This is a genomic window from Ramlibacter agri (genome assembly GCF_012927085.1).
Classification (GTDB): domain Bacteria; phylum Pseudomonadota; class Gammaproteobacteria; order Burkholderiales; family Burkholderiaceae_C; genus Ramlibacter; species Ramlibacter agri.
On the sequence record NZ_JABBFX010000001.1, the window covers coordinates 2,892,975 to 2,905,438 of the forward strand.

At 71.6% G+C, this 12,464-nt stretch carries 12 protein-coding genes; 8 read left to right on the top strand and 4 right to left on the bottom strand.

Annotated features, from left to right (window positions below; translation table 11 throughout):
• Positions 1-29 precede the first annotated feature (29 nt).
• Positions 30-566: an NTP transferase domain-containing protein gene (locus HHL11_RS14100; RefSeq protein WP_169418983.1), complete on the top strand. Its 537-nt coding sequence runs from the start codon at positions 30-32 to the stop codon at positions 564-566.
• Here the strand turns inward: HHL11_RS14100 and HHL11_RS14105 are convergent.
• Both HHL11_RS14105 and HHL11_RS14110 read right to left on the bottom strand, forming a co-directional pair.
• Positions 556-1,080: a superoxide dismutase family protein gene (locus HHL11_RS14105; RefSeq protein WP_169418984.1), complete on the bottom strand. Its 525-nt coding sequence runs from the start codon at positions 1,078-1,080 to the stop codon at positions 556-558. The two genes, HHL11_RS14100 and HHL11_RS14105, sit on opposite strands and share 11 nt — an antisense overlap.
• Before the next feature lie 4 nt (positions 1,081-1,084).
• Positions 1,085-1,687 carry a gamma-glutamylcyclotransferase gene (locus tag HHL11_RS14110; RefSeq protein WP_169418985.1) on the bottom strand — a complete coding sequence of 201 codons (603 nt, stop codon included), beginning with the start codon at positions 1,685-1,687 and terminating at the stop codon, positions 1,085-1,087.
• 88 nt (positions 1,688-1,775) lie between these two features.
• Here HHL11_RS14110 and edd point away from each other — a divergent pair, with 88 nt between their 5' ends.
• From edd to HHL11_RS14135, 5 genes are all read left to right on the top strand, one after another.
• Positions 1,776-3,593, top strand: coding sequence for a phosphogluconate dehydratase (gene edd / locus HHL11_RS14115; RefSeq protein WP_169418986.1), 1,818 nt, complete (start codon positions 1,776-1,778; stop codon positions 3,591-3,593).
• The gene (gene eda, locus HHL11_RS14120; RefSeq protein WP_169418987.1) at positions 3,584-4,231 is read left to right on the top strand and encodes a bifunctional 4-hydroxy-2-oxoglutarate aldolase/2-dehydro-3-deoxy-phosphogluconate aldolase; all 648 of its coding nucleotides are present in this window, start codon (positions 3,584-3,586) and stop codon (positions 4,229-4,231) included. Before edd ends, eda begins: the two co-directional genes overlap by 10 nt.
• Positions 4,228-5,085 (top strand): alpha/beta hydrolase, encoded by an 858-nt coding sequence (locus HHL11_RS14125; RefSeq protein ID WP_169418988.1) that lies wholly within the window; start codon positions 4,228-4,230, stop codon positions 5,083-5,085. The genes eda and HHL11_RS14125 overlap by 4 nt, the downstream gene beginning before the upstream one ends.
• Before the next feature lie 87 nt (positions 5,086-5,172).
• Positions 5,173-5,556: a hypothetical protein gene (locus HHL11_RS14130; RefSeq protein ID WP_205964277.1), complete on the top strand. Its 384-nt coding sequence runs from the start codon at positions 5,173-5,175 to the stop codon at positions 5,554-5,556.
• 11 nt (positions 5,557-5,567) lie between these two features.
• Positions 5,568-5,795, top strand: a complete 228-nt coding sequence (locus HHL11_RS14135; RefSeq protein ID WP_169418989.1) for a YMGG-like glycine zipper-containing protein — start codon at positions 5,568-5,570, stop codon at positions 5,793-5,795.
• Between the two features lie 27 nt (positions 5,796-5,822).
• Here the strand turns inward: HHL11_RS14135 and gloA are convergent, their stop codons facing one another.
• Positions 5,823-6,206: a lactoylglutathione lyase gene (gene gloA, locus HHL11_RS14140; protein WP_169418990.1), complete on the bottom strand. Its 384-nt coding sequence runs from the start codon at positions 6,204-6,206 to the stop codon at positions 5,823-5,825.
• Between the two features lie 58 nt (positions 6,207-6,264).
• Here gloA and HHL11_RS14145 point away from each other — a divergent pair, with 58 nt between their 5' ends.
• Together HHL11_RS14145 and HHL11_RS14150 are read left to right on the top strand one after the other, a co-directional pair.
• Complete coding sequence (locus HHL11_RS14145) at positions 6,265-8,073, top strand: autotransporter assembly complex protein TamA (protein WP_169418991.1); 1,809 nt, start codon at positions 6,265-6,267, stop codon at positions 8,071-8,073.
• Positions 8,070-11,852 carry a translocation/assembly module TamB domain-containing protein gene (locus HHL11_RS14150; protein WP_169418992.1) on the top strand — a complete coding sequence of 1,261 codons (3,783 nt, stop codon included), beginning with the start codon at positions 8,070-8,072 and terminating at the stop codon, positions 11,850-11,852. The genes HHL11_RS14145 and HHL11_RS14150 overlap by 4 nt, the downstream gene beginning before the upstream one ends.
• Here the strand turns inward: HHL11_RS14150 and HHL11_RS14155 are convergent.
• Positions 11,849-12,388 (bottom strand): PaaI family thioesterase, encoded by a 540-nt coding sequence (locus HHL11_RS14155; protein ID WP_169418993.1) that lies wholly within the window; start codon positions 12,386-12,388, stop codon positions 11,849-11,851. The two genes, HHL11_RS14150 and HHL11_RS14155, sit on opposite strands and share 4 nt — an antisense overlap.
• Between the last annotated feature and the right edge of the window lie 76 nt (positions 12,389-12,464).

Sequence of the window (12,464 nt, forward strand, 5' to 3'; positions counted from 1 at the left end):
GGATTCTCGCATCGGTGCACACTCGCGGCGTGGAAACCCCGACCCCCATCGTGCTCGTGCTCGCCTCCGGCCGCGGCGAACGCTTCGTCGCTTCCGGCGGCCGCGGCTCCAAGCTGCAGGCGCTGCTGGCCGGCCAGACCGTGCTGGAGCGCACCTTGGCCGCCGTACGTGCGAGCGGGCTGCCCTGGCACGTGGAAGACGCGGGCCATCCGGGCATGGGCGACTCCATCGCGGCCGCGGTGCGCGCCACGCGTGGTGCTGCCGGTTGGCTGGTGCTGCCGGGCGACTTGCCACTGATCGCGCCGGAGTCGCTGCGCGCTGTCGCGGCAGCGCTGCGGCAGTCCACCGTGGTGCTGCCTTTCCACGAAGGGCAGCGCGGCCATCCGGTCGGCTTCGGCGCCGTGCACGTACACGCGCTCACGGAGCTGGAAGGCGCCGAAGGTGCAGCGGCCATCGTGTGCCAGGCCAAGCCCTTGCGCCTCGACCTCGACGATGCCGGCATCGTCGCCGACATCGACACGCTGGCCGACCTTGCTGCCGCGGAGCAGCGCCTGCTCAAGTCCTGAGGATAGGCCCGCAGGCCAGCCGCGGCCCCGAGTTGCCGGCCGGCTGCGAGGTGAAGTCGTCGCGGTCGCGGTGCACGACCACGCCCTTGCCGAGGATATCGTTCGGGCCGCCGCCGCCGATGGTGGCGTTCTCGACCAGGAAGCTGAAATGGGCGACCCCATTGGCGTCCGGCTTCAGCGAGGCGAGGTCGCCCGTGTGGTGCGGGCTGGAGCCGATCATGCCGTGCGGCTGCCTGGTCGGATTCCAGTGGCCGCCCGCGCTGCTGCCGTCGGGGCTGGAGCAGTCGCCCTTCTCGTGGATGTGGAAGCCGTTCTCCCCGCTGCCGGGCAGGCCGCGCACTTCGCCGGCGACCAGCACGCTGCTGCCACGCTGCTCGAACTTGACGATGCCGCTGGTGGTGCTGCCCTGCGTGGGCGACAGCGTGGCGACGGCACCTTGCTTGTCGCCCCACCAGGACGCGCAGCCGGCAAGCGCGACGACGAGGACGGCCGGCAACAGGAGGGTCTTGTTCATGGTTCTACTTTACGCCTGAGGAATGTTCGATGAGCCGCAGCAGCCGCTCGAGATTGCGGTCGCGGATGTCGTGCCGGCGCAGCTCCTCCAGCGTGCGGTGCGCGTAGTCGAGCGTGGTGCCGTACTTGCCAGTGGCTTCTGCAAAGATGGCGCGGTACTCGTCTTCGCTGAGCTCGCCGGTATGGCTGGGGCTCCGGCGCGACAGCGTGAAGGCCAGCGCCTTGACCGGGCCTTGGCCGGTATCGGCGGGCAGCCAGCGCGGGTCGTATACGGCCATCGCCATCTCGCGGCCCCACAGCTGGGCCAGTGTCTCGGCGCCGCGTTCGCGGGCCACGCGGAACACCATGCCGCGGCAGCAGCCGCCGCTCAGCAGCCCAAAGACCAGGCCGGGCCGTTCGGGCGTGCCGCGGTTGATGCGGCTCCACATCTTCAACGCCCGGTGCCAGCCATGCACGCGGGCCGGCCGCCGCTCTTCGAAATCGAACTCGGGCCGCCAGATGAGCGAGCCGTAGCCGAAGACCCACAGGTCCTCGTCCCCGCCCCATTCCTGCAGCGCCTGCGAGAGCATCTGCTGCGGGTCGCGCAGCGGCTTCAGCACTTCCGTCATGAAACCCGAATGTAGTTGGTAACCGGTTCGTAACCCCGAAGGGCAGGTACCAGGCGTAGCATGCATGGAACAAAGTTACCGGATTTCCATGAAACTGCATCCCGTGCTGGCCGCGGTCACCCAGCGCATCCGAGAACGCAGCGCGCCCACGCGCTCCGCCTACCTGGCCCGCATCACCGCAGCGGCCCAACGCGACCGCGGTGCCGACCGCATGGGCTGCGCCAACGTGGCCCACGCCTTCGCCGGCATCTCGCCCAGCGACAAGTTCAAGGTGGTGGCCGAACACGCGCCCAACATCGGCATCATCAACGCGTACAACGACATGCTGTCGGCGCACGCGCCCTATGCGCGCTACCCGGACATCATCAAGGACGAAGCCCGCCAGCATGGCGCCAACGCCCAGGTGGCCGGCGGCGTGCCGGCCATGTGCGACGGCGTCACGCAGGGCACGGCCGGCATGGAGCTGAGCCTGTTCTCGCGCGACACCATCGCGCTGGCAACGGCCGTCGGCCTGAGCCACGACGTGTTCGACGCCACGCTGATGCTGGGCATCTGCGACAAGATCGTGCCCGGCCTGCTGATCGGCGCGCTGCACTTCGGCCACCTGCCCACGGTCTTCGTGCCGGGCGGGCCCATGCCCAGCGGCCTGTCCAACAACGAGAAGGCCAAGGTGCGGGAAAAGGCCGCGCAAGGCCTGGTCGGTCGCGCCGAGCTGCTGGAAGCCGAGGAGAAGGCGTATCACACGCAGGGCACCTGCACCTTCTACGGCACCGCCAACAGCAACCAGATGCTGATGGAGGCCATGGGCCTGCACGTGCCGGGCGCCGCCTTCATCCAGCCGCAGACGGGGCTGCGCGAGCAGCTCACGCGCGAGTCCGTGCGCACGGCGTTGTCCATCCTGAAGACGCGCCGCTACGCGCCGATCGGGCAAATCGTCGACGAGCGCTGCATCGTCAATGCGATGGCGGCGCTGCTGGCCACCGGCGGCAGCACCAACCACCTGATCCACTGGGTGGCGGTGGCGCGTTCGGCCGGCATGGTCATCGACTGGGACGATTTCGATCGCCTGTCTTCCGTGGTGCCGCTGCTGGCGCGCGTCTATCCCAACGGCTCCGCCGACGTGAACCAGTTCCAGGCGGCCGGCGGCCCGGGCTACGTCATCCGCGAACTGCTCGATGCGGGGCTGATGCATGAAGACGTGCTGACGGTGCGCGAAGGCGGCCTGCGCGAGTACACGCGCAGGCCGGAAGGCGAGGGCGGCGCGCTGCGCTGGTCCGACATCGGCGCTTCGCGCGATGAAGCGGTCGTGCGTCCCGCCCGGCAGGCCTTCAGTCCCACCGGCGGCCTGAAGCTGCTCACCGGCAACCTGGGACGCAGCGTCATCAAGGTGTCGGCCGTGCCGGACGACCGCCACGTCATCGAAGCGCCGGCGCGTATCTTCGACAGCCAGGACGACCTGCAGGCGGCCTTCAAGGCCGGCGAGCTGGAACGCGACCTGGTCTGCGTGGTGCGCTGGCAGGGCCCGCGCGCCAACGGCATGCCGGAGCTGCACAAGCTGACGCCGCCGCTGGCCGTGCTGCAAGGCAAGGGCTTCCGCGTGGCGCTGGTCACCGACGGCCGCATGAGCGGCGCCTCGGGCAAGGTGCCGGCCGCCATCCACGTCACGCCGGAGGCGGCCGCGGGCGGCCCGCTGGCGAAACTGCGCGACGGCGACATCGTGCGGCTGGACGCCACCGCCGGCACCCTGGAAGCCAAGGTGGACGCCGGCGAATGGGCCACGCGCGAGCCCGCCAGGCTGTCGGACGTGCAGGCTGCGAACAACAGCCATGGCGTCGGCCGCGAACTCTTTGCCGGCATGCGCCACAATGCGCTCCCCGCAGAGGAAGGAGCGTGTACATGGCTGTAGGTACGAGCAACCCGACGGCGCTGGAGGTCATGCAGGACGCGCCGGTCATCCCGGTGATCGTGCTGCAGGACGTCGCCCATGCCGTGCCGCTGGCGCGTGCGCTGGTGGCCGGCGGCATCCGCATGCTGGAGGTGACCTTGCGCACCCCGGTGGCGCTGGCGTGTATCGAGAAGATCGCCAAGGAGGTCCCGGACGCCGTGGTCGGCGCCGGCACCGTGCGCAGCGCCGCCGACGCCCAGGCCGCGCAACTGGCCGGCGCCCGCTTCGCCGTGAGCCCTGGCTACATCCATGCCATCGGCAAGGCCTGCCACGACCTCGGCCTGGCGCTGCTGCCCGGCGTCGCCACCGGCAGCGAGATCCTGGCGGCGCAGGAAGACGGCTACCAGCAGCTGAAGTTCTTCCCGGCCCTGCAGGCCGGCGGGCCGGCCATGCTGAAGGCCTGGCACGGTCCCTTCAACGACGTGCTCTTCTGCCCCACCGGCGGCGTGTCGACGGCCAATGCCGGCGAGTTCCTGGCGCTGCCCAACGTCGCCTGCGTGGGCGGCTCGTGGCTGACACCCGCCGACGCCGTCGCCCGTGGCGACTGGGACCGCATCACACAGCTCGCCGCGGAAGCCGCGCGCCTGCCGCGCGCATGAAGCGGGCCCGCAACCTCCTGGCGCGGTTCGCGCTGGTGCTGGCCTGCGCCGCGCCGCTGGCTGCGTCCGCCACCACGCCGCAGCTGATGGACGGCACCACGGCCATCCAGGTCGTGCGCGACCTGGCCTACGGCACCGACCCGCGCCAGCGCATCGACGCCTACGTGCCCCTGCATCCCGCCGGCCCGGTGCTGGTGATGGTGCATGGCGGCGCCTGGGCGATCGGCGACAAGGCCACGCCGGCCATGATCCGGCCCAAGGTGACCTACTGGACCGCGCGCGGTTACGTCGTGGTTTCCGTCAATTACCGCCTGTTGCCCGCCGCCAGCCCGATGGTGCAGGCGCAGGACGTGGCGAAGGCGCTGGCCCTGGTGCAGAAACAGGCGCCTTCGTGGGGCGCCGACCCGCAGCGGGTGGCGCTCATGGGCCACTCGTCCGGCGGCCACCTGGTGGCGCTGCTGGACTCCGCGCCCTCGCTGGCCTACGCGCAGGGCGCGAAGCCCTGGAAGGCCAGCATCAACCTGGACGGCGCGGCGCTGAACGTGCCGGCCTTGATGGGCGAGCGGCACGCGCCGCTGTACGACCGCGCCTTCGGCCGCGACCCCGCCTTCTGGGCCTCGGTGTCGCCGTACGACGTGATGGAAGCCAAGGTGCCGCCGATGCTGATCGTCTGCTCGCGGCTGCGCGGCAACTCCTGCCCGCAGGCGGATGCCTTCGAGCGCAAGGCTTCGCCCATGGGGCACCGGCTCACCATCTGGATGCAGCCGCTGCGGCACATGGAAGTCGACCAGCAGCTCGGGCTGCCGGGCGTCTACACGGACTCGGTCGCCCGCTGGCTGGGCGCGCTCCTGTAGTCCCTGCGGCCGGCAGGGATGGGACCTAGGTCCAATGCCGGCGGCGGAGCACTCGAAGCACCATTTTGGGACTTCGAGGAGCCCGACATGGCGATGACACTGAAGACCCGCGCGTGGCTTGCCGCCGCGTGCGTGGCGTTGGCTGCCGGCAGCGGCCTGGCGCGCGCGGACGAAGTCCCGCTCGTGAACGGCGCGCAATGGACCCAGTCGACGGAACAGGTGAAGAAGGCCTACCTGATCGGCATTGCCAACATCGTGCAGGTCGAGCGTGCCTACCACGCGGGCAACGCGCCCAGCGATTCCCAGAGCGTCCTGCCGCGCATGTCGATGGGGATGCGGGACCACACGCTTGACAGCGTGCGCGACGGGCTCGATCGCTGGTACGCGTCGCACCCGGACCAGTTGCAGCGTCCCGTGATCGAGACGCTCTGGTTCGAGATGGCTGTGCCCGGGATGCAGAAGTCCAGATAGGGGAAAGCGCCATGAAGCGATTTGCTTGGATCGGGGCCGTGGCCCTGCTTGCCGCCACCAGTGCCTGCACGTCGATGACGGCGCAGCAGCAGGGGACGGTTTCGGGCGCAGCCATCGGCGCCGCGGCCGGCGCCGGCATTGCCGCCATCGCCGGCGGCAGCGGCTGGACCGGTGCGGCCATCGGCGCCGTGGCCGGCGGCGTGGCCGGCAACATGAAGGGCAACAAGCAGCCGCAGTGAGGCGCGGCCGCCGGCCCGCCGGGCCGGCTAGCCTCGCTGAATGAGCTCGATCTTGTAGCCGTCCGGATCGGTGACGAAGGCGATCACCGTGCTGCCGCCCTTCACCGGGCCGGGCTCGCGCGTGATGTTGCCGCCGCCGGCGCGGATCTTGTCGCAGGCGGCGTAGACGTCCGGCACGCCGATGGCGATGTGGCCGAACGCGGTGCCCGGTTCATACTGGTCGACGCCGTGGTTGTAGGTCAATTCCAGTTCGGCGTGTTCGGGGTTCGTGCCGTAGCCCACGAAGGCCAGCGAGTATTTCTGCTCCGGCCGCTCCGTCGTGCGCAGCAGGTTCATGCCCAGCACCTGGGTGTAGAAATCGATGGCGCGCTGCAGGTCGCCGACGCGCAGCATGGTGTGGAGGATTCGCATTCCGGCATTATTGCGCCGGACCCCTTTCCACATGCACCTGCTGCATAGTTCAGCCTCGATGATCCGTCCCTTCCTGGCCGCCCTGCTGCTTGCCCTGTGCGTCCTGGCGGCGCCGCTCGCGCGGGCGCAGGCCGAACGCCAGGAGATGCCGGCCTCGCCCGCCTTCGACCTCGTGGTGCAGGCTCCGGATCCCTTGCGGCAACTGCTGGAACGCCACCTGGAGCTGCAGCGCTTCCGGGAGGTGAGCGACCTCGACGATGCCGAGATCACGCGGCTGATCGTGCTGGCCGAAAAGGACGCGCGCGAGCTGCTGGCCACCCAGGGCTTCTTCGCGCCGCAGGTGCGGATCACCCGCGAGGACGCGAAGCCGCGGCTGCGGCTGGTGGTGGCGGTCGACCCCGGCCCGGCCACGACCGTCAGCAACGTCAACATCGGCTTCGAAGGCGACATCGCCACCAGCACCGACGCCGACGCGCTGGCGCAGCGCGGCGCCATCGTCGGCGGCTGGGGCCTGGCGGTCGGCCAGCCTTTCACGCAGGCGCGCTGGGACGGCGCCAAGTCGGCCGCGTTGCGGCAACTGGTGGCCAGGCGCTATCCCGCGGGCCGCATCAGCTACAGCCTGGCCGACGTCGACGCGGCCAGCCACGAAGCCGCGCTGGGCCTGAAGCTGGATTCCGGCCCGGTGTTCCACCTGGGCACCATGCAGGTCACCGGCGTCGAGCGCTACGACCCGGTGCTGGTGCCGCGCCTCGCGCGCCTGCCGGTGGGCTCGATCTACGACCAGGACCGCATCGTCGAGGCGCAGCTGCGCCTGACCGGCAGCGGCTACTACGACTCCGCCTTCATCTTCGTCGATCCGTCCGGCGACCCGGAGGCGGCGCCGGTGCAGGTGACCGTGCGCGAGGCGCCGCTGCAGAAGGTGGTGCTGGGCGTCGGCTTCACCACCGACTCGGGGCCGCGCGCGTCGATCGAGCACACGGCCAACCGCGTGCCGGGCATCGGCTGGCGCGCCGTCACCAAGCTGCAGGCCGAGAAGAAGAACCCGTTCGCGCAGACCGAATGGACCGGCCTGCCCGACGAGGAAGGCTGGCGCTGGTCCAGCCTGCTGCGCGCCGAGCGCCTGGACGACGGGCGCGTCATCACCTACAGCGACCGCATCCGCGGCGGCCGCTTCCAGACCAGCGACCACATCGACCGCAACGTCTACCTGCAGTACGAGAATGCGCGGGTGGCGAACCCGAACAACCTGGCGCTGACTTCGGCCGAGGTCGGCGCCGGCTCCGCCATCAGCGCGAACTACGTGTGGACCGGGCGCTATTTCAATTCGCGCACCTCGCCCACCAGCGGCTACGGGCTGGGTTTCGAGCTGGGCGGCGGCCTCACCCTGAGCGGCGACAACCAGCCGTTCCAGCGCACGGTGGCGCGCGCGCTGTGGTTCAAGCCGCTGCCGGTGGGCCGGCTGCAGCTGCGCGGCGAAGTGGGCGCGGTGTTCGCGAGCGGCAGCGCGCAGATCCCGGCGACGCAGTTGTTCCGCACCGGCGGCGACCAGTCAGTGCGCGGCTACAAGTACCTGGACATCGGCGTGCCGCTGGCCGACGGCGTCATCGGCCCGGGCCGCCTGGAGACCATCACCAGCGTCGAATGGCAGCGGCCGATCCGGTGGAAGGAGGAGGCCACGGCCTTCGAGCACCTGCTGTTCCTGGACATGGGCGCCGTCGCCGACCAGGTGAGCGAGCTCAAGCCGCACTGGGGCGTGGGCACCGGCGTGCGCTGGCGCAGCCCGGTGGGGCCGATGGATGCGGCCATCGCCTATGGCCTGCAGGTGCACCGCCTGCGCTTCCACCTCGTCGTGGGGTTCGTGTTTTGAGCGCCGGCCGCATCCTGCTGTGGACCTTCCGCAGCCTGCTGCTGGTGCTGCTGCTGTTGGTGCTGGCGGTGGCCGGCGCCTGGTGGTGGGCCGGGCAGGAAGGATCACTGGCCTGGACGCTGGAGCGGCTCGCCTCGGGCCGGCCGCTGCGGACCGAAGGCGTGCGCGGCTCGTTGCGCGCCGGCTGGCGCATAGACCACATCACCTGGGAAGGCGCCGACCTGCGGGTGGAAGCGCGCAACGTCCGGCTGGACTGGGAGCCGATCGCCTTGATCAGCCGCACCTTGCAGCTGGAGCACGTGAGCGCGGGCGAGGTGCGCATCACCGACAAGCGCAAGCCTTCGGAAGAGCCGATGCGGCCGCCGCCCAGCCTGAAGCTGCCCTGGCGCGTGACGGTGGACGATTTCGGCGTCGGCCTGTTCGACTACCAGGGACGGGCGCAGGTGAGCGTGAGCGGCGTCATGGGCCGCTATGCCTTCGACGGCGTCCACCACCAGCTGCAGCTCGATGGCCTGCAGGTTGCCGGCGGCAGCTACAGCGGCCGGGCGACGCTGCTGGGCGTTGCTCCGCTGGACCTGCAGGTGGCGCTGGGCGGGCGGGTGCTGGCGCCCATCCCCGGCGGCGCGCCGCCGCTGCGGCTGCAGTTCGAGGCGGTGGCGCAGGGGCCGCTGGCGGACCTGCAGGCGCGTGCGCTGCTGCGGGCCGAGCGCGGGGCGCTGCGCGCCGCGGAGCTGCCTTCGGCCCGCGTGACCGCCCGTGTGACGCCCTTCGAACCCATGCCCTTGCCGGAGGGCCACGCCGAATTCCGCGCATTGGACCTGGCGCCTTTCTGGCAGGGTGCGCCGCGCACGCTGCTCTCCGGCGAGCTGGAAGTGGCGCCGCTCGAGCGCGACGCCTGGCGCGTGCTGGCCGACGTCCGCAACGGCCTGCCCGGGCCCTGGGACTCGGGCCGGCTGCCCGTGGCCAGCGCGCGCGGCGCCGGCGAATGGCGCGCCGGCACGGCGCTGGTGCGCAGCTTGCGCGCCGAGCTGGGTGGCGGCCAGCTGGAAGGCGAGGGCGCCTGGGAAGGCCGCGGCTGGCGCTTCCAGGGCCGGGTGGAAGGCGTCGATCCGGCGCAGCTGCATGGCCAGCTGGCCGCGCTGCCACTGACCGGCCCGGTGCGCCTGCAGGGCGAGCAGGGCGCCGTCGATTTCGACCTGGCCTTGCAGGCCGGTGCGGCGGCGCCGCGGCACGCCAGCGGCATGCAGGCGGCCGTCGGCGCGCTGGAACTGCGCGAGCTGGCGGCCAAGGGCCGCTGGCAGGGCAGCACGATCGCGCTGGCGCCGCTGCACCTGCGCACCAGCGATGCGACGCTGGACGGCGAGATCGACCTCGACTGGCAGGCCTGGGCCGGCCAGGGCAAGCTGCAGCTGCGCGCCCCGGCCCTGGAACTGCAGGCCAATGGTGCGCTCGCGGAAACCAGGGGCAAGGGCACGCTCGATCTCGCCGCCGGCGACCTCGCGCGGCTGCAGCAATGGCTGCAGCGCTGGCCGGGCATGGACAAGATGCTGGCCGGCCTGCACCTGCAAGGCAGCGCGCAGGGCAACGTCGCCTGGCAGGGCGGCTGGCGCGATCCGGCCGTGCAGGGCCACGCGCAGGTGGCGCGCCTGCAATGGCAGCCCGATCCGCCGGCCCGCGCGGAGACGCCGCTGCCCTGGGTGCTGACCCAAGGTGATCTGCGCCTGGACGGACGGCTGCGCGATGCGGCGCTGGTGCTGGATCTACAGGCCGCGAGCGGCCAGCGCGAAGTGAAGCTCGCTGCCGCGGGCCGCCTGGGTGGCACGCTGGGCGCGGTGCCCGCATGGCACGGCCAGCTCGCCCGCCTGGCGCTGCAGCTGCAGGACCCGGCACTCGCGCCCGGCCCATGGCGGCTGCAGCTGCGCCAGCCGGCGGATTGGAAGTATTCCGGGGGGGACTTCGAGCTGGGCGCCGGCGAGGCCGTGCTGCTGTCGCCGGCGCCGCGCAGCGGGGCTACGCCTTCCGAAGCGCTGGTGACCTGGTCGCCGCTGCGGCGACACGGCGGCCAGCTGACGACGGCAGGGCGCATCAAGGGCTTGCCGCTCGCGTGGATCGAGCTGGTGGGCGGCCCGCAGCTGGTGAGTTCGGTGCTGGCCGGCGACATGGTGTTCGACGCGCAATGGAACGCGCAGCTCGGCTCCAACCTGCGTGTCGAAGCTTCGCTGGCGCGCGTGAGCGGCGACATCACCCTGCTTGCCGAAACGCCGGAAGGCGGCAACACCCGCGTGAACGCCGGCGTGCGCGATGCGCACCTGAGCCTCAGCAACCAGGGCGAACAGGTGACCTTGGCGCTGCGCTGGGACAGCGAACGGGCCGGCCATGCCGAAGGCCAGCTCCGCACCCAGCTTGCGCGCACCGCCGACGGCGGCTGGAACTGGCCGGAGAACGCGCCCTTGACCGGGCGCCTGCAGGCGCAACTGCCACGCATCGGCGTGTGGTCGGTGCTGGCGCCGCCCGGCTGGCGGCTGCGCGGCTCCCTGGCTGCGGACATCGCGGTCGCCGGCACGCGCACGCAGCCGAGGCTGTCGGGGCCGCTGACGGCGGACCAACTGGCGCTGCGCTCGGTGGTGGACGGCATCGAACTGGCCAACGGCCGTCTGCGTTCGGAACTGGCCGGCGACAAGCTGGTGGTGAGCGAGTTCCTGCTGCACGGCGCGCAGGACGCGAGCGGTGCCAGTGGCGGCACGCTGCAGGCCAGCGGCGAAGGCGCATGGACCCCGCAGGGCGTGCAGTTGCGCGTCAACGCGCAGCTGGCGCAACTGCGCGCCAGCATCCGCAGCGACCGCCAGCTGACGGTGTCCGGGCCGGTGGCGGCGCGGGTGGACCGCGAGGGCGTCAACGTCAGCGGCCAGCTGGTGGTGGACCGCGCCCGCATCCAGATCCCCGACGAATCCCCGCCGCGCCTGGGTGACGACGTCGTCGTGCGCAATGCGCCGGGCGTGGCGGCGACGGAAGCGGAGCGGCGCGAGCAGCCGGCGCCGACCGATGCGGGCCGCACGCTGACGCTGGCGATCAGCTTCGACCTGGGCAAGGATTTCCACGTGAAGGGCCGCGGCATCGACACGGAGCTGGCCGGCCAAGTGCAGGTGACGGCGCAGGGCGCCAGCCAGCCGGAACTGCACGGCGCCATCCGCACGGTCGGCGGGACCTTCGATGCCTATGGCCAGCACCTGCGCATCGACCATGGCGAGATCCGCTTCACCGGGCCGGTGGACAACCCGGCGCTGGACGTCCTGGCGCTGCGGCCCAACCTCTCGGGCGGCCAGCAGGCGGGCGTGCAGGTGACGGGGCGCGCGCAGTCACCGCGGGTGCAGCTCTATTCGAACCCGCAGCTGACGGAGGCGGAGACCCTGTCCTGGCTGGTGCTGGGACGCTCTTCCGCCGGCGGCGGCGCGGAGACGGCGCTGCTGCAAAGCGCCGCGGCGGCGCTGCTGGCCGGCCGCACCGGCAACACGCGCGGCCTGGCCGGCGCCTTCGGGCTGGACGAGGTTTCGCTGCGGCAGGATTCCGGCGGCAGCGGCGGCAACATCGTCGCCGTGGGCAAGCGCTTCGCGGACAACTTCTATGCCTCTTACGAGCGCAGCCTGTCCAGCGCCACCGGCACGCTGTACCTGTTCTACGACGTCTCGCGGCGGCTGACGGTGCGCGCGGAGGCGGGCGAGCGGGCGGGGCTGGACCTGATCTTCACCTTCTACTTCGACGGCGGGCGGAAGACCCGTTAACGATTCATCTCGAACACGAGGCAGGTGGTGGTGCCGTGTGCGTACAAGGTGCCGTCCGGCCCGACCAGGCGCGCTTCGGCCGTCGCCAGCTGGCGGCCGCAATGCAGGACCTTGCCTTCGGCGCGCACGCGCTGCACCTTGGGGCCGATTGCCTTCACCAGGTTGATGCCCAGTTCCGCGGTGGTGTAGCCGCGGCCGGCGGGCATCATCGTGTGCACCGCGCAGCCCAGGGCCGAATCGAGCAGGGTCGCATACCAGCCGCCATGGATGCCGCCCATCGGGTTGAAGTGGTCGGGGCCGGGCGCGCCCTGGAACACGGCGCGGCCTTCGGACACCTCCATCAGCTGGAAGCTGAGCGTGCGCGCGATCGGCGGGTAGGGCAGTTCGCCGCGCAGCATGGCCTGCATCAGGTCCAGGCCGCTGCGCCCGGCCACCTGCTCGGGACGGGCCACGCCCACGCCGGCGGCCGCGTTCACGCGGGCATGGATCTCCTGCTCCTGGGCAAGCCAGGCTTCGAGCTGGTTCACGTTGGTCATCGGGCCGAGGCTACACGCATGCGTGATGAAAGTCGACGCGCCGGCGCGACGCGCCGCTTGCAGCCGGCGCCGCTTG